This window comes from Flagellimonas lutaonensis (assembly GCF_000963865.1).
Taxonomy (GTDB): domain Bacteria; phylum Bacteroidota; class Bacteroidia; order Flavobacteriales; family Flavobacteriaceae; genus Flagellimonas_A; species Flagellimonas_A lutaonensis.
In genome coordinates, this window is record NZ_CP011071.1 from 73,631 (window position 1) to 94,975 (window position 21,345).

17 protein-coding genes are annotated in these 21,345 nt (G+C 45.2%); 13 read left to right on the forward strand and 4 right to left on the reverse strand.

Going from position 1 to position 21,345, the window contains the following annotated elements; translation table 11 throughout:
• Positions 1 to 166: 166 nt before the first annotated feature.
• Positions 167 to 1,342 (reverse strand): GlmU family protein, encoded by a 1,176-nt coding sequence (locus VC82_RS00360; protein WP_045800634.1) that lies wholly within the window; start codon positions 1,340 to 1,342, stop codon positions 167 to 169.
• An 80-nt stretch (positions 1,343 to 1,422) separates the two neighbouring features.
• On the reverse strand, positions 1,423 to 1,701 hold the full coding sequence (locus VC82_RS00365) for a type B 50S ribosomal protein L31 (protein ID WP_045800635.1): 279 nt from the start codon (positions 1,699 to 1,701) through the stop codon (positions 1,423 to 1,425).
• Positions 1,702 to 1,862: 161 nt separating this feature from the next.
• On the opposite strand from VC82_RS00365, the gene VC82_RS00370 reads away from it, so the two are divergent.
• Together VC82_RS00370 and VC82_RS00375 are read left to right on the forward strand one after the other, a co-directional pair.
• Positions 1,863 to 2,387: a DUF4199 domain-containing protein gene (locus VC82_RS00370; RefSeq protein ID WP_045800636.1), complete on the forward strand. Its 525-nt coding sequence runs from the start codon at positions 1,863 to 1,865 to the stop codon at positions 2,385 to 2,387.
• A gap of 41 nt (positions 2,388 to 2,428) precedes the next feature.
• Complete coding sequence (locus tag VC82_RS00375) at positions 2,429 to 3,376, forward strand: glycosyltransferase family 2 protein (RefSeq protein ID WP_045800637.1); 948 nt, start codon at positions 2,429 to 2,431, stop codon at positions 3,374 to 3,376.
• Here the strand turns inward: VC82_RS00375 and VC82_RS00380 are convergent.
• Entirely contained in the window at positions 3,373 to 6,018 is a 2,646-nt protein-coding gene (locus VC82_RS00380; protein WP_045800638.1) for a T9SS type B sorting domain-containing protein, read from the reverse strand. The two genes, VC82_RS00375 and VC82_RS00380, sit on opposite strands and share 4 nt — an antisense overlap.
• 150 nt (positions 6,019 to 6,168) lie before the next feature.
• Between VC82_RS00380 and VC82_RS00385 the strand changes: the two genes are divergently transcribed.
• From VC82_RS00385 to VC82_RS00410, 6 genes are all read left to right on the forward strand, one after another.
• Positions 6,169 to 7,881, forward strand: coding sequence for a phospho-sugar mutase (locus tag VC82_RS00385; protein ID WP_045800639.1), 1,713 nt, complete (start codon positions 6,169 to 6,171; stop codon positions 7,879 to 7,881).
• Positions 7,878 to 9,701, forward strand: coding sequence for an ABC transporter ATP-binding protein (locus tag VC82_RS00390; RefSeq protein WP_045800640.1), 1,824 nt, complete (start codon positions 7,878 to 7,880; stop codon positions 9,699 to 9,701). The genes VC82_RS00385 and VC82_RS00390 overlap by 4 nt, the downstream gene beginning before the upstream one ends.
• A 137-nt stretch (positions 9,702 to 9,838) precedes the next feature.
• Positions 9,839 to 10,381, forward strand: coding sequence for an RNA polymerase sigma factor (locus VC82_RS00395; RefSeq protein WP_045803123.1), 543 nt, complete (start codon positions 9,839 to 9,841; stop codon positions 10,379 to 10,381).
• A gap of 33 nt (positions 10,382 to 10,414) precedes the next feature.
• Positions 10,415 to 10,951 (forward strand): hypothetical protein, encoded by a 537-nt coding sequence (locus VC82_RS00400; protein ID WP_045800641.1) that lies wholly within the window; start codon positions 10,415 to 10,417, stop codon positions 10,949 to 10,951.
• Entirely contained in the window at positions 10,938 to 11,381 is a 444-nt protein-coding gene (locus VC82_RS00405) for a hypothetical protein (RefSeq protein ID WP_045800642.1), read from the forward strand. The genes VC82_RS00400 and VC82_RS00405 overlap by 14 nt, the downstream gene beginning before the upstream one ends.
• Before the next feature lie 108 nt (positions 11,382 to 11,489).
• Positions 11,490 to 11,840: a DUF6515 family protein gene (locus VC82_RS00410; RefSeq protein WP_045800643.1), complete on the forward strand. Its 351-nt coding sequence runs from the start codon at positions 11,490 to 11,492 to the stop codon at positions 11,838 to 11,840.
• 156 nt (positions 11,841 to 11,996) lie between these two features.
• Here the strand turns inward: VC82_RS00410 and VC82_RS00415 are convergent, their stop codons facing one another.
• On the reverse strand, positions 11,997 to 13,031 hold the full coding sequence (locus VC82_RS00415; RefSeq protein WP_045800644.1) for a WD40/YVTN/BNR-like repeat-containing protein: 1,035 nt from the start codon (positions 13,029 to 13,031) through the stop codon (positions 11,997 to 11,999).
• Positions 13,032 to 13,219: 188 nt separating this feature from the next.
• Between VC82_RS00415 and VC82_RS00420 the strand changes: the two genes are divergently transcribed.
• From VC82_RS00420 to VC82_RS00440, 5 genes are all read left to right on the forward strand, one after another.
• On the forward strand, positions 13,220 to 14,431 hold the full coding sequence (locus VC82_RS00420; protein WP_045800645.1) for an RsmB/NOP family class I SAM-dependent RNA methyltransferase: 1,212 nt from the start codon (positions 13,220 to 13,222) through the stop codon (positions 14,429 to 14,431).
• Positions 14,432 to 14,783: 352 nt separating this feature from the next.
• Positions 14,784 to 18,527 (forward strand): phosphoribosylformylglycinamidine synthase, encoded by a 3,744-nt coding sequence (gene purL, locus VC82_RS00425; protein ID WP_045800646.1) that lies wholly within the window; start codon positions 14,784 to 14,786, stop codon positions 18,525 to 18,527.
• A gap of 141 nt (positions 18,528 to 18,668) precedes the next feature.
• Complete coding sequence (locus VC82_RS00430; RefSeq protein ID WP_045800647.1) at positions 18,669 to 20,438, forward strand: AMP-dependent synthetase/ligase; 1,770 nt, start codon at positions 18,669 to 18,671, stop codon at positions 20,436 to 20,438.
• Between the two features lie 92 nt (positions 20,439 to 20,530).
• Positions 20,531 to 20,779 (forward strand): hypothetical protein, encoded by a 249-nt coding sequence (locus VC82_RS00435; protein WP_045800648.1) that lies wholly within the window; start codon positions 20,531 to 20,533, stop codon positions 20,777 to 20,779.
• 113 nt (positions 20,780 to 20,892) lie between these two features.
• Positions 20,893 to 21,342: a MarR family winged helix-turn-helix transcriptional regulator gene (locus tag VC82_RS00440; protein WP_045800649.1), complete on the forward strand. Its 450-nt coding sequence runs from the start codon at positions 20,893 to 20,895 to the stop codon at positions 21,340 to 21,342.
• Positions 21,343 to 21,345 lie beyond the last annotated feature (3 nt).

Sequence of the window (21,345 nt, forward strand, 5' to 3'; positions counted from 1 at the left end):
TCGATAATCTCTATTTTAGTGTAAAGAAAAACATAGCAAAAGAATAACTGCAATTGACACAGAACTAATCCCATCCAAAACCAATCAGATAAGCTAACGTCTTCTTAACCAAAAATTGGAAACTTAAAACAATAGGTGAAGAGGATATTGACTCAATAAAAAAATCCTAAAAATTCCGCCATTTTTCTGTTATCTCGAATACATGTTCTAAAATGGCCTGCTCTTTTTCGTCAAACTCACGGCCACGCCTTGCCATCATCACTTTTGCCGTATCGAAAGCAGCTTTTAGGTTATAGGTGCGAAAGCCCGAAGCCCCGCCCCAACTGAAACTGGGTATGAAATTTCTGGGGAAGCCAGGCACATAGATGTTGCTGTTGACCCCAATCACCGTACCCGTGTTGAACATGGTATTGATGGCCGTTTTGCTGTGGTCGCCCATCATAAGTCCGCAAAACTGTAACCCCGTTTGGTCAAAGGTTTCGGTGGCATAGTTCCACAAACGCACCTTGGCGTAGTTGTTCTTGAGGTTCGAATTGTTCGAATCGGCCCCAATGTTGCACCATTCGCCCAAGACAGAATTGCCCAAGTAGCCTTCGTGCCCTTTGCTCGAATAGCCAAAAATCACTGAATTGTTGATCTCGCCACACACCTTGCCATGGGGGCCCACAGTGGTTGGGCCGTAGATTTTGGCGCCCATCTTGACCACCGCCCTTTCACAAAGGGCAAAACCACCACGAATCAGGCTTCCCTCCCACACTTCGGCGTCTTTTCCGATATAGATGGGGCCGTTCGAGGCATTTAAAATACTGTACTCGACCTGTGCGCCTTCCTCCAAAAAAATATTTTCAGGACTTACCAAGCGGTTTGTATCTGAAATGGGGGCACTTTTTCTTCCTTTTGTGATCAAGTCAAAATCGGCCTGTAGTGCTTGGCCATTCCTTGAAAAAATATCCCAAGTGTTTTTAATGATGAACAGCGCTCCCTCAAAGTCAATCGTTTCATAGTCTTCTGGGGCAAAAGCCTTTTCGGGGTCTGCCGTGGCATACGCGATCACCAAGCTGCCCTGTAGCAAGGCTTGGCCCTGTTTGAGCGACGTCACAGCCTTCACCAATGCTGCGTCGGGCAAGACAGCACCGTTGACCACCACATTCTCTGTCTCCTTTTTGAGCGGGTATTTTTCAGATAGATATGTTTCGGTTAAAAAACTTGTGGTTGCCTGCAGTTGTTTTTCCCACTTTTCACGAATGGTAAAAATACCGATCCGGATCTCGGCCACCGGCCGGGTAAAGGTAAATGGAAGCAGTGCTTTTCTGAAAGGGCCGTCTGATAAGATATAGTTCATCTAGCAACAATTAGGTGACAAAAATAAAAAACGCCCACGAGCAACTTCGAGGGCGTTCCATATATTTTGAAAAAAATCCGTTATTCTGCCGCTTTCTCTTTCTTGGCAGGTTTCTCGAATTTCTTGTACTTGTTCTTGAACTTGTCAATTCGACCGGCAGTATCGACCAATTTGGTCTTGCCAGTGTAGTAAGGGTGTGAAGTTCTTGAGATTTCAAGTTTTACCAAGGGGTATTCAACACCGTCAACGGTGATGGTCTCCTTTGACTCTGCGGTTGATTTTGTAATGAACACGTCATCGTTCGACATGTCTTTGAACGCCACCAATCTATAATTTTCGGGATGTATGCCTTTCTTCATCTTCTGATTAACTTAAAGTCGAGATTTTCAGGCTGCAAATTTAGGTAATTTTTAATTTCTGGCAACCATAATTCTTTAAAATCCAAAAAAGCGTACCTTTAGATGTAACATTTTTTCTAAAATGTCCACCAATAATCGTAATCAACTTTAAAAATTTAAAAATGGAAGAACAACCACAAGTAAAACCAACAAAGTATATACTGAACTATGGGCTGCTATTGGGCCTTGTTTCGGTTGTGTTCAGTTTAATGCTCTATTTTCAAGGACTTCACTACGAGCAAACTGCGACTATCAACGTCATTGGCTTTGTTATTCTCTTTGCCATGGTCTTGGTGACCCTTTTTCAATTCAGGAAAGCCAATGGCGGATTTCTTAGCCTTGGCCAGGCCATAAAAATTGGTACGGGTGTGGCCGTGGTAGGCGGGATTATCGGGATTATTTATTTTTTGTTGCTCTCAAACGTAATCGAACCCGATTATATGGACAAGGTGAACGAAATTGCCAAAGCCAAGGCTTTTGAGAGCAATCCGAACCTGACCCAAGAACAATGGGACCAAGGCATGGCCATGCAAGAAAAGTTCCGTTGGATCTTTTATCCGGTCATTATCATCATCCAAGCGATATTGGGTCTGATTTCTGGACTTATCGGAGGGCTTATCTTTAAAAAGGCCAAACCCGCTTACTAAGCAAAAAATGCTACTTTTGAAAGGAATTCGAGAATCGAACAATGCAGCTATCTGTTGTAATTCCTTTACTTAACGAGCAAGAATCGCTGATAGAACTACATGATTGGATTGCAGATGTTATGCAATCCAATCATTTTTCGTATGAAATCATCTTTATCGATGATGGCAGTGATGATGGCTCATGGCAGACCATACAATCATTAGCCTCTAAAAACCCCAGTGTTCGGGGGCTTCGTTTTTTAAAAAACTTTGGAAAATCACAGGCCCTGCATGCTGGTTTCAAAGAGGCCAAGGGCGATATCGTCATTACCATGGATGCCGATCTGCAAGACAGTCCAGAAGAAATTCCGGAACTGGTCCGCTTGGTACGTGAAGAAGGTTACGACATTGTCTCAGGATGGAAAAAGAAGCGATACGATTCCCTCATCACCAAGAACCTGCCCTCAAAGCTTTTTAATTGGGCGGCCCGAAAAACCTCGGGCGTGCGACTGCACGATTTCAACTGTGGCCTAAAAGCCTTTAGAAAAGAAGTAATCAAAAATATTGAGGTCTCTGGCGAAATGCACCGATACATTCCGGTGCTGGCCAAAAATGCGGGTTATGCCAACATTGGCGAAAAAGTGGTAGTTCACCAAGCAAGGAAATATGGTAAAACAAAATTTGGCGCCGAACGCTTTATCAATGGCTTTCTGGACCTTATCACGATTTGGTTCGTCTCAAAATTTGGAAAACAGCCCATGCACCTATTTGGGGCATTGGGGGTACTGATGTTTTTGGTAGGCTTTGGCTTTGCCCTCTATTTGGGTATCGATAAATTGTTTTTGAATCCCTTGGGAAGGTTGATCACACAACGGCCCCAGTTTTACATAGCCCTAACCTCAATGATCATCGGTACGCAACTTTTTTTGGCAGGATTTATCGGGGAACTCATCACCCGCTCAAAAAAACCGGGCAACAACTACGCTATCAGTGAAACCGTGAACCTTTAACGCTTAAGCGTGAAATGCCCTGTAACCACACGACCCTCGGCCAATCGCAGGCGATACCAGTAGTCATCTGAGGGCATCTCCCGTCTATTAAAGGTGCCATCCCAACCTGGTCCATCATTTCGAATAATTGACAAAAGTTTCCCATACCTGTCAAAAATGGAAATTTCGGCTCCAGGAAAAAACTCTGGATTGGCCAAAGCCCATCTATCATTGATACCATCATTATTGGGGGTAAAAAATGATGTGACCCCACCGACCAATATCGTTTTCTTGATTTCGGTGCAACCATCGCTGACCACCAAATCATATACACCAGGTAAAAGTCTGGAAAAGGTATTCGATTCTTGAAAGCTTAGTCCTCCGTCCATAGAAAACCGAACGCCATCCATATTATCTGGTAGTTCTGTCTCAATAATTACTTCGTTGCTTGGCCTAAAATCATTTATGATAATCTTGGAAATGGTAAAAGGGGCTTCATCAATAACGGAAAAAGTTTGTAAATACGAACAACTGTCGTTGCCAAAGATCAAATCAACATTTCCGGTGCCCTGTACGCTATAAACCTGTTGTGTTGAACCATCGGGCCACAGATAGTTCTCAAAGCCATCCATACCGCGCAATACCGCTTCACCATTGCAGGCTATGACTTCTACCAATTCATCAAATACTGGCTTTTCATGAACATTTAATGTGACATGGCCGATAAAGGCACAATCATTTCCTTGTTCAACCCTAAAGTACACCAAAAGTGGGTCAAACGGACCAAAAGTTCTTTCTTCCAAAGGTAGCTTTTCGACTTCCAAAAGCGCATTGTCTTCCGTTAAATACAGTCCGATATCATCTTGCGCAAAATCGATATAAAGTTGGTCATGAACCTCTTGCATATTTACAATAGTTGCCAAAATGCCAACTGTACCATCACATAGGTCGATATCTTTATAAAATTCTAAGTCTGTAAGCGGCTGTGCGGACAGTTCGACTTCCACAATTTCAAAACATTCCGAATTTTCAAACGCCCTAGCAAATACCACTTCACCGTCAACGGAATTTTGGTACCCAATGGGTGCAAGTATGTTTTCATTGTTGAGTGCATCTTGCAAGGTGCCAAAAAAATTGGCCGTTATATCAGCATTGCCATTGTTGAACAAGGGTATCGCTTCATTAAGGTTAAATAGGGAGATGCCATCTTCATTTCCATCAATATCGCACTGCACCAATTGCACATTTTGAATTACATCAGGCACCTCAGCTATTTCAACATACTCCAAAAAGGCACGCGTATTTCCATTCGTATATTCGACCGTAATGGTGACCGTATATACCCCGAAACCTGAAAAGACATGGGTGGGGTTCAAGTCGTTGGAATAATTGGAAGCTCCTGATAGGGGGTCGCCAAAATCCCAAGAAATCGAAGCAATCGTGCCATTGGATTCTGTTGTGAACTGGGTGGTATCACCCTCGCAAAAGTTTTCTATGGTGACGATGGTCTCAAAAAAAGACTGTATAAAAGGTGGTAAGCCATAAGTGGCCCCGCGGCCACCCATGTCAATGTAAAATTGTCTGAAATCACTGTCCAGTCCCTTTAAATTTGGTGTTCTGATTACAGATAAACGGTCACCCGGAATGGCATGGTATATTTTTTTGTCGATGCCTATTTGTAGTGCTCCTGCCACAAAACTGTTTATCGCCTTATTAAAACGAAACACCAAATATTCGGAGGCGGCAATATTAGGTGCATCCAAATCATATTGAACTATCTCAACCTTATCAACTACTTTTTCACCATCAAGCGAAGTGATTCCCATGCCACTAGCATACAGTTTTGATGAATTTGAAGAAAACTCTACGCCATAGTACAACCGTTCGCTACTGATCAATTGTGCATTGCTTACAACACCCGTATCCACTTCAAAGTCAAATAGATAAAAGCTTCCGGTGTATTCTGGCTCTACAATAGTATGGGCCACGGCGAGTTTAGTACCGTCTGGTGAAATTTTAAGGCTTCCGCGTATATTCTCAAAATCGCCTATCCAAGGGCCCGTTGTCGAAACTACAGGATTTTCAGAAACTCCCGAACCATCAACCCTATAAGCATAGAATTGATTTCTGAAATGGGTAACCACCCAATAATAATCCCCTGAAGCATTACGAACAGCAGATACTTTTTCTGAACATTGTGCCAACAAAGTAATATTCTTGTCAATTACATCTCCCCGACCATTGTCCTTGGCCATATCAACAACTGAATAATTGAAACCATTGGTGGTTTGCCCAAAGTTTTTGGAAAGGGCATCATCTGGGGTAAAAACATAATAGATGTTCTTGTCAATCGGATTGGGAACGACCAAAGCAGATTGGGTGGTTGAAAAACTACCGCCCAATTCGGTGCCACTGGGCATTACTTGGTGCGAGCGGTTCCAAACGGTTTTGCCATCGGTATAGAATAATAAATTTCCGTTTGAATCGGAAAAGGCTTCGCACCCTTCCACTGTGTTTATCTGGCCATCCAAAAGTGGCACTGGAGTGCCAGAATTGAAATCAAGTCCGGCATTTTGGCCGAAATACCAATTGGCAGCCTCTCTTTGAGCACTCAAATTTGCCGAAACCAGAATAATAATAATGGTGGTTATAAGTATTCGCATTGCCAGACAACTTACTAAAAATTAAATGAATTCCTCAAAGTAATAGGTGCATGGATTCCTTTTTTGGGAAAAGTGCAATATTCTTTTCTGTTTATAAGTTATTACGTGAAACTACCTTAATTTTGGAAAAGCAATAAAAATTTGTGTTATATGCAAGACATCCTAAAGACTGCACAATCTTGGCTGTCCGATTTTTTCGAGCCAAAAGTGAAGCAAGAGGTACAGCATTTAATCGATAACGACCAAGAAGAACTCAAAGAGCGTTTCTATAAAAATTTGGAATTCGGCACCGGTGGTATGCGCGGTATTATGGGCGTTGGCACCAACCGGATCAATAAATATACCTTGGGCAAAAACACCCAAGGACTCAGCAATTATCTGAAAAAACAATATCCCAACGAAGAATTAAAGGTCGTCATTGCCTATGATTGCCGGCATAATAGCGATACGCTGGCCAGAACCGTGGCCGAAGTATTCTCCGCAAATGGCATCAAAGTCTTTTTGTTTTCTGAACTGCGCACCACGCCAGAGCTTTCATTTTCAGTACGCTACCTTGGCTGCCATGCCGGTATTGTGCTCACGGCATCGCACAATCCGCCCGAGTACAACGGGTATAAGGTGTATTGGACCGATGGTGGACAAATAGTGCCCCCACAAGATGGGGAAATCATCGATGAAATAAATGCCATCAATTTTGAGGATGTCAATTTTAAGGCGAACAACGAGCTAATCGAGCTGATCGATAAGGAAGTCGACGAGGCCTTTTTTGAGGCCTCTGTGAAAAACGGAAGCTTTGGTGCAGAGGGAAAAGATGATTTTAAAATAGTTTTCACCTCCATTCACGGCACCTCTATCACCGCCATTCCCGAGGTTTTAAAGCGTGCCGGCTATAAAAACGTGACCATTATTGAAGAACAGGCAACGCCCGACGGTAATTTTCCAACAGTTGAATCACCCAACCCTGAAGAGCCCGAGGCGTTGCAAATGGCCCTTGAAAGAGCTGAGGAGATAGGTGCGGACATGGTAGTGGGCACCGATCCCGATAGTGACCGCCTGGGCATTGCCGTGCGCAACCTAGAGGGGGCACTCGAATTGCTCAATGGCAACCAGACCATGGTGCTGATGACCAAGTTTTTACTTGACCAATACCAAAAGAAGGGCTTTAAGGGCAACGAATTTGTGGCCACCACCATTGTTTCAACCCCTATGGTCAAAAAAGTGGCCGAAGGGTACGCAGTTGAATGTAAAACCTCGCTAACCGGTTTCAAATGGATTGGAAAGATGATCAAAGACTTTCCGGATTCGCACTTTATCGGAGGTGGGGAAGAGAGTTTTGGCTATATGGTAGGCGACTTTGTCAGAGACAAAGATGCCGTGACCTCTACCCTATTGGCCTGTGAAATTGCCAGTCAGGCCAAGGCCAACGGCAGTTCTTTCTTCAAAGAATTGATCAATTGCTATGTACAGTTCGGGTTTTATAAAGAAAAGCTTATATCGCTCACCAAAAAGGGCATAAGCGGGGCGGAAGAAATCAAGCAAATGCTGAAAGAGTTCAAAGAAAACCCCGTGCAATCGGTGCAGGGTTCGCCCGTAGTGTGGGTCGAAGACTACAACACTTCCATCGCCAAAAATGTTCAAACCGGTGAGGAAAAAGTGCTGCACCTGCCCAAATCGAACGTGCTCATATACGAGACCGCCGATGGCACCCGTGTGGCCGCCAGACCCAGTGGCACCGAACCAAAAGTTAAGTTTTACATCACCACCAACGCCAAATTGGAGAAGGCCGCGGATTATAAAATGGTAAATTCGCAACTGGATGCCAAAATAGCTGGCATTATTGCCGAACTGAATCTGGGCCAATGAACTATTTCAAGAAAATTCTCCGTTTCGCGGGCCCGTACCGCAAATACGGTTTTCTGAACATCTTTTTCAATATTCTGTATGCGCTGTTCAGTGCCCTGTCGTTCGCAGCCCTCATGCCCATGCTCAATGTCCTTTTTGGCAAAACGGAAAAACTGATGCAGCCACCTGTTTACCAAGGCCTAGGTAAGCTTGAGGAATATTTCACCGATTACATGAACTATCAAATCACCCAATATGGGGGCGACAACCCCATGAACGGCCTCGTGATCGCTGTGGTTCTTGTGCTGGTCCTTTTCTTTCTTAAGAATGTCTTTAACTATCTGGCAATGTACTTTATCACCTTTTTGCGCAACGGGGTGCTAAAAGACATTCGAAACAAGATGTACGAAAAAATCGTGAACCTGCCCGTTTCGTACTTCACCGAAAAAAGAAAGGGCGATGTGATTGCCCGCATCACTTCAGATGTTCTTGAAATCCAACACTCTTTCCTTTCGGTTTTGGAACTTATCGTAAGAGAGCCCCTCACCATCTTGTTCACCATTGTCGTCATGTTTTTGCTAAGTGCAAAACTGACCCTCTTCGTATTCATTTTTATGCCCATAGCGGGAATGATCATTTCGCGTATCGGAAAATCGCTGAAAAGAAAATCAGACCGTGTGCAGAAAGAACAGGGCGAGTTCTTATCGATTGTAGAAGAGACTTTGGGCGGACTGCGTGTAATAAAGGCCTTCAATGCCGAATCCCGATTCATAAAAACCTTCAAAAATTCCACAGATCGGTTCTTTAGATTTTCGAACACGCTGCTGAACCGGCAGAATCTGGCTTCACCCACTGGTGAATTTCTGGGTATCTTGGTCATAGGCGTTCTGCTCTGGTTCGGGGGGCGCATGGTACTGATAGAGCAAACGCTCGATGCCGCTGCCTTTATCACCTACATGGGCCTCGCGTACAACATTTTGACACCTGCCAAGGCCATCAGCAAGGCTTCCTATGGTGTGCGCAAGGGCAATGCAGCCGCAGAAAGGGTCTTGTCGATATTGGAAAGTGAAAACCCCATAAAAGATAGAAAAGATGCTGTATCGCTTTCTGAATTCAATCATCAAATTGAGTTGAAGGATGTCGGTTTTAAGTATGAGGACGAGTACGTGCTCAAGAACTTTAACCTGACCGTACCCAAAGGGCACACGGTGGCACTGGTTGGCCAATCAGGAAGCGGAAAAAGTACCATCGCCAATCTTGTTGCCCGATTCTACGATGTCAACGAGGGGGCCATTTTGTTTGACGGACATGACATAAGGGGTGTGACAAAAAAATCGCTCCGCAATCTCATCGGTCTGGTCACACAAGATTCCATACTCTTCAACGACACCGTACGCAACAATATTTCCCTTGGAAAAGAGGATGCGTCGCAAGAAGAGATCATAGAGGCCGCAAAAGTGGCCAACGCCCACGATTTTATCATGCAACTGCCCAACGGCTACGATACCAATATCGGCGATGGTGGCAACAAACTCAGTGGCGGACAGAAACAACGCCTGTCCATTGCCCGTGCGGTACTAAAAAACCCGCCCATCATGATCTTGGACGAGGCCACATCGGCCCTTGATACCGAGAGCGAGCGTTTGGTGCAAGATGCGCTTGAGAAAATGATGGAAAATAGAACCTCTTTGGTCATAGCCCACCGCTTGTCTACCATACAAAACGCCAATTCGATTGTAGTGCTGAAAAGGGGCAAGATCGTTGAACAGGGCACCCACGAAGAGTTGATGAAATCAAAGAAAGGCTACAAAAAACTGGTGGAGATGCAAACGTTGGGCTAGTCTAATTCATTGTTGCATCTCAAAAAAAAACGTTTACTTTTCTTCTAAACCTCGTTTGCCGGTTATATAAAGCCGTTTGAACAATCATATTAAACCTTTCCGCGTTATCTTAGTCATAATTGCAAACGCAGCCCCTTTTGATTGCCGAAGAAACCTTGTTAGCACAGCTCAAAGACGAAGACCGTCGATCTAAGGCCTTTGAGGTATTGGTCAACACCTACAAAGAAAGGCTGTATTGGCACATTCGCCGTATTGTGCTCAACCACGACGACACCGACGATGTGCTGCAGAACACGTTTATAAAGATTTACAGGAATATTGATGGATTTAAGGGAGAGAGCAAGCTGTACTCTTGGATGTACCGCATCGCCACCAATGAAAGCCTTACCTTTTTAAAGCAAAAATCAAAAAAATCAGGTATCACCAATGAAGCGTTGCAAGAGTCGTTGGTCGAAAACCTACAATCCGATGTGTATTTTGAGGGAGATGAGATACAGTTAAAACTGCAAAAGGCCTTGGCCACCCTTCCCGAAAAGCAGAAGCTGATCTTCAACATGAAATATTTTCAAGAAATGAAATACGAAGAAATATCAGAGATATTGGAGACCTCGGTCGGCGGTCTAAAGGCTTCATACCATTTGGCAGTAAAAAAAATAGAGGCGTATCTTAGGGAAGATTAAACCTTTTACTGATTTTGTAGTCATAACAGAGCAATGAAAGAGAAACCAAAACGTACATTCAAAACCCCGGAGGGCTACTTTGAAAACTTCAATGAGCGATTGCTTGACCGAATGGCCAAGGAAGAATCGATTATTCCCAAGGAAGATGGTTTTACTGTGCCCGAAGGGTATTTTGAAAAGCTTCCCGAAAAAATCAATGCTAGGCTCAGTGACGATGACAATAAAGTGGTACGGTTAAACCCTTCGAACAGCCATCCGAACAAAAAATTCTATTACATCGCCGCCGCTATTGCAGCCATAGTGGTATTGGCCCTCACACTTAAACCAGAGCAAGGACAAGAAATCGATTTCAACGATTTGGCCAGCAACGACATTATCGAATATCTTGAAAACAACGACCTCGGGCTATCGACCTACGAAATCGCAGAAGCGCTACCCATTGACAATATGGCTATAACCGATGGCACCGAAATGCCCTTGGAAGAAGAAAATATTTTGCAATACCTCGATGAGAACATAGATATGGAAGATGTCGAAGAACTAAACCTAGATTACGATGATTTTGAATAAAAAGTTTATTTGGATACCGATATTGCTCATGGCCGTTTTCGTGCAGGCACAAGACAATGCCAGAGATAAGGTGAAGACATATAAAGTGGCTTTTTTGACCGAACGCTTAGATTTGAGCAGCCAAGAGGCCCAGTTGTTCTGGCCCATCTATAACGAGCATGAAGAACGTATGGAGGCGTTTCGCCAGAAAGAACGCCGCCAAATGGCCAGCCGTTGGATGGATGCCTCTGAACTCTCTGCACAAGAGGCCGATAAGTTGCTGGATGAACTGATGGCTCTTCAAACAGAAAAGTTGGAAGCAAACAAGCAATACCTCAACAAGGTACGAAAGGTACTTTCGGCCAAGAAGACCCTGCTGCTGATAAAGGCAGAAGAAGACTTTAAAAAACGTTTGCTGCAGCAGTTTCGAAAAAGACGGGGCGGGCGTTAATTTCACAATTCGACCAAAAGCATAAAAAAGGGTCAAAACGGCCCTTTTTTCATTAAACCTTGCCCATTTTTCATTGTCAAACACATAGAAACCCAAAATACCAAGATTATGAAATCGATAAAAATCATGTTATTGGCGCTTGCATTTTTAGGAACATTGGTTACCGTAGAAGCACAAAGAACAGTGGTTCGTGTGTACCCGAAATACGGCACTGTGGTGACCACCATTAAAAAACCAAGGGTGGTCGTACACAATAAAACAAACTTTTATTTTGCAGATGGGGTATGGTACAAACCCAAAGGCAATAAGTTTGTGGTATGTGCCGCCCCAGTGGGTATCAAAGTACGGCACTTACCGAGGGGCCGTAAAGTTGTACGCATCAATGGTAGAAAATTTTATAAGTATAAAGGTGTATGGTATAAGAAATCAGGTCGACACTACGTAGTGGTCACCGTATGAACTTTAGTTTGTTTGGATAGTTGTTAGTCATTAAAGGGCGGCGTTTGCCGCCTTTTTTAATGCCGAGGTCAATAACAAGAACCTATAAACTGCTCGCCCTTGTCAAAAGGGGCTCGATTGGTTTCAGGTGGAGGGTACTCGGTTTTTATAATACCCTTACCTAAAGACCAACCTCGCAATTTTATTCTTGCCTGCGGCATAGGCGATGGAATCGTTCAGAAAACGAAGCGTGTAAAATGATTCATCGGATAGATGCTCCCATGTATGTCCTGCGTCATTGGAGCATGAAATACCCGTAAAACCCACGGCAACCAAATGCTTTCCGGCCAAATTCGGAGCAAACTGTACGCAGCTTTTATAGCCGGGCGGTTTTCCATTTGCGGTCAACTCCCATGTTTTGCCCCCATCACGGGTTATGGCTTTATTGGCGGCATTGGCATCAGATTGGGTATAATCCCCGCCAATCACAAAACCCAATTTTTCATTATAAAAATCAATTGAATAAATGCCTTTGGCCGGCTCGCCTTGAATGATGGGTGTTTCAAAGACCTCCCATGTTTTGCCTTTGTCAGGTGAAAAAAGAACGCGCCCCAAAGTGGTGGCCACCCAAGTGTTCTCCCCAATGGTTTCAATATTCGTATTGCTGGCTGCGAACGCACCTTCACCCGAAGGGGATTCCGGCAGCACAGAGCATGATAACTTCGCCCATTTCTTTCCGCCATCGCGGGTAATAATGATAGAGAGGCAACCATCAATGCTGTCCCCAATGGCAATTCCCTCTTGGTCGTTCCAAAAGGTCATCGAATCGTAAAAAACACCAACGCCCTCTTCAGTATACACCAATTCCATTTGCCCGCTGTCACCAGTTTTATAGAGCAATGCCGGACTCGCCACCGAGAGCATAAAAAAGTCTGTGGAAGTGTTCGCCACAGCCCTAAACTCTGGCAAAATACTATCATACCGTTGCACACTGCTCCGCACCGCGTTCGTCTTGGTGTCGACCGTACCGAATATTCCATTGCTTCCGGCAAAGGCCAAGGTGTTGGTGTCTAAAAATTCAATGGCCCGAATGCTTACCGAATCTTCAAAAACGGTTTCGATTGCTACGGATGTGAAGCTGACTGGTTTTTTCTTGGGATGGCATCCAACGGTTAGAACAACCAGCAGTAAAACGAATGAAGTTTTTTTCATGTAACATGTTTGCCCAAAAGTAACAATTCACATTTTGTCATTTTGAGCTGCCATGTCGAGCCAAGCCGAGACAAAAGCGAAAAATGCAAAGACTGTCCAATTTTTAAATCCCTTTCAATAGGATTCTTCCTCCCCTTCTAAAACAGAATGACAAAGGAAAGTTTACCTTTGCCTCCTTAAATTATTCTATGCGCCTACACCGAAACCTCGTCTTTGCTGTCATCGATGCCCTCAACATGATTTTCAACGAGGGCGAATATGCCGATAAGGTCATTGAAAAAGTGTTGAAACATGACAAACGCTGGGGTTCCCGAGACCGCGGTTTTATTGCTGAAACCACCTATGACATAGTTCGCTGGAGAAGACTCTATGACGAGATTGCCGAAGTGCATGCCCCCTACTCCCGACAGAACCTATTTCGCTTGTTTGCGGTCTGGGCCATTCTGAGGGGAATCAAGCTACCGGATTGGAAACAATTGGAAAACACCCCTGAGCGCCGAATAAAGGGCCGTTTTGATGAACTTTCAAAAATCAGGAAGTACCGTGAGTCCATTCCCGATTGGATGGATGAACTGGGCGTGAAGGCATTGGGTGAAAAGCGTTGGACGAAAGAAATGGAGGCGCTGAACCAGCAGGCCGATGTTGTTTTGCGAACCAACACCCTGAAAACAACCAAAGAGGCCCTTAAAGCAACCTTGGCAGATGAGGGGGTTGAAAGCCATGCACTCAAAGGATATGCTGCTGCCCTCAAACTACTTGAGCGAAAAAATGTGTTCAATACGCAAGCCTTTAAAGATGGGCTCTTTGAAGTACAGGATGCGTCTTCACAGGTGGTGGCGCCTTTTTTAGAGGTTGAGCCCGGCCAACGGGTGGTCGATGCCTGCGCCGGTGCCGGTGGTAAAACCCTGCACTTGGCCGCGCTGATGAAAAACAAGGGCCAGCTTATCGCCATGGATGTTTATGACAACAAGTTAAGGGTATTGAAAAAGCGTGCCCGCAGAAATGGTGCGCACAATATTGAGACACGCCTTATAGACTCGACAAAGGCCATCAAAAAATTGCACAACAGTGCCGATAGGCTGTTGTTGGACGCACCCTGTACAGGCTTGGGTGTACTCCGCCGCAACCCTGATGCGAAATGGAAACTGGAACCTGAATTTCTTGAACGAATAAAAGGTGTTCAGCAAGATATTTTGCAGCAGTACAGTAAAATGGTCAAATCAGGCGGCAAAATGGTCTATGCCACCTGTTCGATTCTTCCCGAAGAAAATAACGAACAGGTAAAAAGTTTTTTGGCATCTGGGGCGGGTCAAGATTTTAGATTGATCAAAGAGCAGCATATCTACCCCTCAGAAAGCGGTTTTGATGGATTTTATATGGCGTTGATGGAAAAAGCATAGGAATTGGTTATTCTGAAAAGATTTTTCTATTTCGCCCAAAACAAGCTGGGCGATGAGGAATCTCGAGATTTCTCACTCCCGATAGCTATCGGGACGTTCGAAATGACAGTGGCACACGTTTTGTCATTTCGAAGGATTGCAACTACTGAGAAATCTCACTACACCAAACACCAAACACCACGCATCGAGCATCCCCCTCCTTCACCCCTAATCCCCAGCTCGCGCTCGTCTTTGACGAGTGATCAATATTTCATCAACACCCTCGGTTAACAACTCCCACACCCGCTACTTTTAAATCCCTCTAAAAACTGTAAATTTGCACTTTCCAAAAACCGCTTAACACCCAGTGACTATGATTCACTTTTTTGGGGATGTGGCCAACAAGGTATTTGCCCTCCAAACCAAACAAGAACCCACCTCTGAAGACATTCAAAAACTAGTATGGTTGTTCGGCAACCAACCCAAGATCAACGCGGCGTCCATTGACGCCTTTTTTGTTGGGCCACGGGCGGCCATGGTCACCCCATGGAGCACCAATGCTACCGAGATTACCCAGAACATGGGAATCAATGGGATTATCAGGATTGAGGAATTCAAAGCGGTTTCTGAAGATTATACCGACTACGACGCCATGCTCTTTCAGAAATACAACGGTTTGGGGCAAGACGTTTTCACTATTGACATCGCCCCAGAACCCGTACAGGAAATCAGCGACATTGCTGCCTACAACCAACAAGAAGGCTTGGCGCTCAACGATGAGGAAATCGAATACCTTGAACAGCTTTCTGAACGCCTTGGCCGAAAACTTACCGACTCTGAAGTGTTTGGCTTCAGTCAGGTGAATTCTGAGCACTGCCGACATAAAATATTCAATGGTACCTTTGTCATAGACGGGAAAGAGATGCCCCACTCACTGTTTAAGCTCATCAAAAAAACTTCTGAGACCCATCCCAACGATATCGTTTCGGCCTATAAAGACAATGTAGCCTTCGTCAAAGGCCCAAAAGTGGTTCAGTTTGCACCGCAACGGGCCGATGTACCCGATTTTTATAGGGAAGAAGAATTTGAGTCCGTACTATCGTTAAAGGCTGAAACCCATAATTTTCCTACCACGGTGGAACCTTTCAATGGGGCTGCAACGGGTTCTGGGGGCGAAATTCGTGACCGTTTGGCCGGTGGCAAGGGTGCCCTGCCCCTAGCAGGTACAGCAGTGTACATGACCTCCTATTCAAGACTTGAAGAAAATCGGCCATGGGAAAAGGCCTTTCCTGAGCGTGATTGGTTATACCAAACCCCGATGGACATTCTCATAAAGGCCTCGAACGGTGCCTCTGACTTCGGCAACAAGTTCGGTCAACCCTTGATAGCAGGATCTGTTTTGACGTTCGAACACAAAGAGGATGTCAGGTCGAGCGCAGTCGAGACCTCATTGGAAAACCGGACGTCTTACCTATCAAAAGCACCCCAGGTGACATCGCGGCAGCTCGGCTATGATAAGGTAATTATGCTGGCCGGTGGTATTGGCTACGGCAAGGCTGAACAGGCTTTGAAGGACACGCCGAAAAAAGGTGACAAAATCGTGATACTGGGCGGTGACAACTATCGCATCGGCATGGGCGGGGCGGCCGTATCAAGTGCCGATACGGGCGAGTTTGAAAGCGCCATCGAATTGAACGCTGTACAGCGAAGCAATCCCGAGATGCAGAAACGCGCGGCAAATGCCATCCGTGGACTTGTGGAGAGCCATGAAAATCCGATTGTTTCCATCCACGACCATGGTGCAGGTGGGCATTTGAACTGCCTTTCTGAACTGGTAGAGGAAACCGGCGGTAAAATAGATTTGGACAAACTGCCCATTGGCGATCCTACCCTGTCAGCAAAGGAAATTATCGGCAATGAGAGCCAAGAGCGCATGGGGCTCGTAATCGGCGACAAAGACATCGATTTACTGCAACGCGTGGCAGAACGCGAGCGTTCGCCTATGTACGAAGTCGGCGATGTGACCGGCGACCAACGTTTCACTTTTGAATCCTCAAAAACCCATGAAAAACCCATGGACTTGGAACTTTCTGCCCTGTTCGGCAGTTCGCCCAAGACCATCATGGAAGATTCGAAGCTCGAAACCAATTATGCCCAAGCGGAGTATTCTTTGGAACATTTTCACGACTATCTAGAACAGGTATTGCAACTCGAGGCCGTGGCTTGCAAAGATTGGCTGACCAATAAAGTAGACCGTTGCGTGGGCGGGCGCGTTGCGAAACAACAGTGTGCGGGACCACTGCAATTGCCTTTGAACAATGTAGGTGTGATGGCCTTGGATTATAAAGGTAGGGAAGGCTTGGCAACCAGCATTGGCCACTCTCCCATCTCAGGACTCATAGACCCTGTGGCCGGTAGCCGTAACAGTATCGCCGAGGCCTTGACAAACATTGTCTGGGCTCCGCTGAAAGAAGGTTTAAAGTCCGTTTCCCTTTCTGCCAACTGGATGTGGCCCTGCCGCAATCCCGGTGAGGATGCCCGTTTGTACGAGGCGGTCCAAGCCTGCTCTGATTTTGCCATAGCATTGGGCATCAATATCCCCACGGGTAAAGACTCACTTAGCATGAAGCAGAAATATAAAGACCAGGAGGTCATTGCCCCAGGCACGGTCATCATTTCTGCAGCTGGCAACTGCAACGACATCACCAAAGTGGTCGAACCGGTTCTGCAAAAAGACGGAGGGGATATCTACTACGTAAATCTCTCAAAAGACGATTTTAAACTGGGTGGTTCGTCGTTCAATCAGATACTGAATTCTGTGGGTGCCGAAGCCCCGACGGTGAGCAATGCGCTATACTTCAAAAAAACATTTGATTCAATTCAAACTTTAATAAAAGAAGGGCAAATTATTGCAGGTCATGATATTGCGTCAGGTGGATTGATTACCACATTGCTTGAAATGTGCTTTACCGACAATGGGTTGGGCGCCGAAATCGATTTGTCCGCTCTGGGCGAGATCGATACCATCAAATTGCTTTTTTCTGAGAATGTGGGCATCGTTTTTCAAGCAGATGCATTGGCAAATGAGCAATTGAGATCAGAGGGTATCAACGCCATAAAAATTGGCTCACCCATTACAGAAGGCACCCTGAAAATCAAAAACCACGGTATTGAAATTGGTCTGAACATCGCTTCGTTACGCGATACATGGTACAGGACCTCCTATCTGTTGGATCACAAACAGACTGCCAACGGGCTGGCGAAGGCGCGGTACGAAAATTACAAAAAGCAGCCTCTTCAATATGAATTCCCTTTGGTCGTCACTTCGAGTGATTCCGCTGTGCGGAATCGTATCGAGAAGCCAAAAGCCGCCATCCTCCGAGAAAAGGGTAGCAACTCTGAACGTGAGATGGCCAATGCCATGTACCTGGCCGGTTTTGATGTGAAAGACGTGCATATGACCGACCTGATTTCAGGGCGCGAAACCTTGGAAGATATTCAGTTTATAGGGGCCGTTGGCGGATTTTCAAACTCAGACGTTCTGGGCAGTGCCAAAGGTTGGGCGGGCGCCTTTAAGTACAACGAAAAGGCCAACAAGGCATTGAAAGACTTTTTTGCACGGCCAGATACCCTTTCAATAGGTATATGCAACGGCTGCCAGTTGTTTATGGAGTTGGATTTGGTCAATCCTGAACACGGCGGCCAACACGGCAAAATGACCTATAATGATTCCGGTAAGCATGAGAGCAGTTTTACATCGGTTAAAATCCAAGAGAACAATTCGGTAATGTTGTCTTCATTCGCCGGAAGCACCTTGGGGGTATGGATCTCGCACGGCGAGGGCAAGTTCAGTCTACCCCTATCCGAAGAAAACTATTATATTGTGGCAAAATATGGGTACGAGGGGTATCCTGCAAATCCGAACGGTAGCGATTACAACGTGGCCATGCTCTGTGACAAGACAGGCCGCCATTTGGTGACCATGCCACATATAGAGCGTAGCATCTTTTCTTGGAACTGGGCCCACTATCCGAAAGATAGAAACGATTCGGTGTCTCCATGGTTGGAGGCGTTTGTGAACGCAAGAAAGTGGATTGATAAGAACAACCAAAAATGATGCGTTTAGGTGCTGGGCTAGAATCTTTTAAGCCGAAGTATTCAATTTTGGCCCGAACCCCTTGGTCTGCATGCCAGATTCTATAGCTAGCATTTTATCAACTAAATTCCCTATTTTGCAATTTCTATAGAGAAACTTGCTATGCATTCGGTTACCAGACTATTTGACTTTCCGTATTACCAAAAAGAAAAGTACGACCTAGAAAAGGCCTTTGCCACCAAATATCAAGGCAAGTGGGAAACCATTTCAACACAAGAGTATATCGATAAGGCAAACGCCATTAGCCGCGGCCTGCTTCGTATGGGGGTCAAGCCCAACGATAAGATTGCGGTCATCTCTATGACCAACCGCACTGAATGGAACATCATGGATATCGGGGTGTTACAGATCGGCGCACAGAACGTACCCATTTATCCCACCATTTCAGAGGAAGATTATGAGTACGTACTGAACCACTCCGAAGCCAAATTCTGCTTTGTGTCGTGCGATGAGGTGCTACAGAAAGTATTGTCGATCAGCGGCAAGTTGAAAAAACTTGAGGATGTCTTTTCATTTGATCGGTTGCAGAATTGCAAACATTGGTCAGAAGTCTTGAAGAAAGGCAAGGATGCCTCGAACCAAAAGGAAGTCGAAGAACGAATGGCGGCCGTCAAACCTGAAGACCTGGCAACCTTGATCTATACTTCGGGCACTACGGGAAAGCCCAAGGGTGTCATGCTCACACACGACAACATCGTCTCAAATGTTATTTCAAGTGAAAAAAGGGTTCCGTTCGATAGAGGGGCCACCGCGCTGAGCTTCTTACCGGTCTGCCACATTTTTGAACGAATGATCCTCTATCTCTATCAATATTGTGGTATCCAGGTCTATTTTGCAGAGGGATTGGACAAGATCAGTGACAATGTAAAAGAGGTCAAGCCCAACGTAATGACCGTGGTGCCGCGCTTGCTCGAAAAAGTATACGATGCCATCATCGCCAAGGGAACAGAGCTTTCGGGCATTAAAAAAAGCCTCTTTTATTGGGCCGTTAAATTGGGGCTCCGTTACGAACCCTACGGTGCCAACGGCTGGTGGTACGAAAAACAACTGGGCCTTGCCCGAAAATTGATATTCAGTAAATGGCAAGAGGCCCTAGGCGGCAACCTTGAGACCATGGTCTCTGGTAGCGCAGCGCTTCAACCACGATTGGCAAGGGTATTTGCCGCGGCCGGCATGCCCGTCATGGAGGGCTATGGCCTTACCGAGACCTCACCGGTAATTTCAGTGAACGATCAACGAAACAAAGGTTGGAAAATCGGAACGGTAGGCCGTGTCATTGAGGGTGTTGAAGTAAAGATTGCCGAAGACGGTGAAATACTTTGCAAGGGGCCCAATGTGATGGTGGGCTACTATAAAGACCCAGAAAAAACAGCCGAGGTCATCAAAAATGGCTATTTCCATACCGGCGATATCGGCGAAATTGACTCCGATGGATTTTTAAAGATCACCGATCGTAAAAAAGAAATGTTCAAGACCTCGGGCGGCAAGTATGTAGCCCCGCAATTGTTGGAGAACCGCTTGAAACAATCGCGCTTTATAGAGCAGGTCATGGTAGTCGGCGAAGGTGAAAAAATGCCCGCAGCCCTGATACAGCCCAATTTCGAGTTTTTGGAAGAATGGGCAAAAAGGCACAACATTACCATACCCGCCAACTCAGATATTATCCACAACGAAAAGATATTGGCGCGAATTCAAGAAGAAGTGGATCTGGCTAATCAAGAATTTGCCAAATGGGAAAAGGTGAAACAATTTCGCTTGACCCCAGACGTATGGACTGTAGAAGATGGCCACCTAACTCCAACTATGAAGCTACGCCGTAAAATCATCAAAGAAAAGTATATCGACCTGTATAACAGTATTTATGGGCATTGAGACGTGTAGTGCGTTTTAGAAACCTTATTGGTCTCAGCACTCAAACCGTCTGTCCAACGCGCAGCATAGGGTCAAAAGCAAAAGCAACCATCATGGCCTTTGAAAAATATTCGACAGAAAAGCTGAAAAAGCTAAATAAAATACTTCTAGCCGTGAGCATCGTCGGGCTCTTCGCCATGTGTTTTGCCTTGGGCATGGGGCTATACCATATTTCACACCAGCACGAGTCGTCACTGGTATATCTTGTACCTACAGTTTTTGGCCCCATAACATTTATTCCCATCATTTTTTCAGCTCTTATTTCTTCGGAAATCAAAAAAAGAAAGCAACAATCACAATAAGCCAATAGGGTTCTACGTGCACAAAAGCTGATGCAACAAAACCTCACAGGTTTGGTACAATTTATTATGCATGCATAATAAATTTTTATATATTTGATGTCGAATCAATCCACATGAAAGAACTGACCATTGATTATGCTTTGCGTGCCACTTGGCAGGCGGTTGCTCGAATGTACAACGAAGAGGCAAAAAACTACGGCCTCACTATGGCCATTGGTTTTACCCTGCTCAGCATCGATCCAAAAAAAGGTACGCCCAGCACGGCCTTGGGACCTAAAATGGGGATGGAAAGCACCAGTCTCTCAAGAATTTTGAAGAGCATTGAAGAACGTGGCTATATTGAGCGAAAACCGAACCCGAACGACGGCCGGGGCGTATTGATCCATTTGACCGCCCTTGGGCTTGAGAAGAGAAAAGATTCCAAAGATGTGGTCTTGCGGTTCAATGAGGTGGTCAAACAACATGTCGGCGATGATGATCTGAAGGGATTTTTCAACACCGTGGACATCATCAATAAATTGATTCTTGACAAGAAGGTATATAATAAAAAAACAACAAACTAATAC

Bases quoted from the DNA above. Each gene is read 5' to 3' on its own strand.
- VC82_RS00365 (WP_045800635.1), bottom strand. From the start codon at position 1,701: ATGAAGAAAGGCATACATCCCGAAAATTATAGATTGGTGGCGTTCAAA.
- VC82_RS00370 (WP_045800636.1), top strand. From the start codon at position 1,863: ATGGAAGAACAACCACAAGTAAAACCAACAAAGTATATACTGAACTAT.
- VC82_RS00430 (WP_045800647.1), top strand. From the start codon at position 18,669: ATGCATTCGGTTACCAGACTATTTGACTTTCCGTATTACCAAAAAGAA.
- VC82_RS00375 (WP_045800637.1), top strand. From the start codon at position 2,429: ATGCAGCTATCTGTTGTAATTCCTTTACTTAACGAGCAAGAATCGCTG.
- VC82_RS00405 (WP_045800642.1), top strand. From the start codon at position 10,938: ATGATTTTGAATAAAAAGTTTATTTGGATACCGATATTGCTCATGGCC.
- VC82_RS00420 (WP_045800645.1), top strand. From the start codon at position 13,220: ATGCGCCTACACCGAAACCTCGTCTTTGCTGTCATCGATGCCCTCAAC.
- purL (WP_045800646.1), top strand. From the start codon at position 14,784: ATGATTCACTTTTTTGGGGATGTGGCCAACAAGGTATTTGCCCTCCAA.
- VC82_RS00410 (WP_045800643.1), top strand. From the start codon at position 11,490: ATGAAATCGATAAAAATCATGTTATTGGCGCTTGCATTTTTAGGAACA.
- VC82_RS00385 (WP_045800639.1), top strand. From the start codon at position 6,169: ATGCAAGACATCCTAAAGACTGCACAATCTTGGCTGTCCGATTTTTTC.
- VC82_RS00390 (WP_045800640.1), top strand. From the start codon at position 7,878: ATGAACTATTTCAAGAAAATTCTCCGTTTCGCGGGCCCGTACCGCAAA.
- VC82_RS00400 (WP_045800641.1), top strand. From the start codon at position 10,415: ATGAAAGAGAAACCAAAACGTACATTCAAAACCCCGGAGGGCTACTTT.
- VC82_RS00360 (WP_045800634.1), bottom strand. From the start codon at position 1,342: ATGAACTATATCTTATCAGACGGCCCTTTCAGAAAAGCACTGCTTCCA.
- VC82_RS00440 (WP_045800649.1), top strand. From the start codon at position 20,893: ATGAAAGAACTGACCATTGATTATGCTTTGCGTGCCACTTGGCAGGCG.
- VC82_RS00435 (WP_045800648.1), top strand. From the start codon at position 20,531: ATGGCCTTTGAAAAATATTCGACAGAAAAGCTGAAAAAGCTAAATAAA.
- VC82_RS00415 (WP_045800644.1), bottom strand. From the start codon at position 13,031: ATGAAAAAAACTTCATTCGTTTTACTGCTGGTTGTTCTAACCGTTGGA.
- VC82_RS00380 (WP_045800638.1), bottom strand. From the start codon at position 6,018: ATGCGAATACTTATAACCACCATTATTATTATTCTGGTTTCGGCAAAT.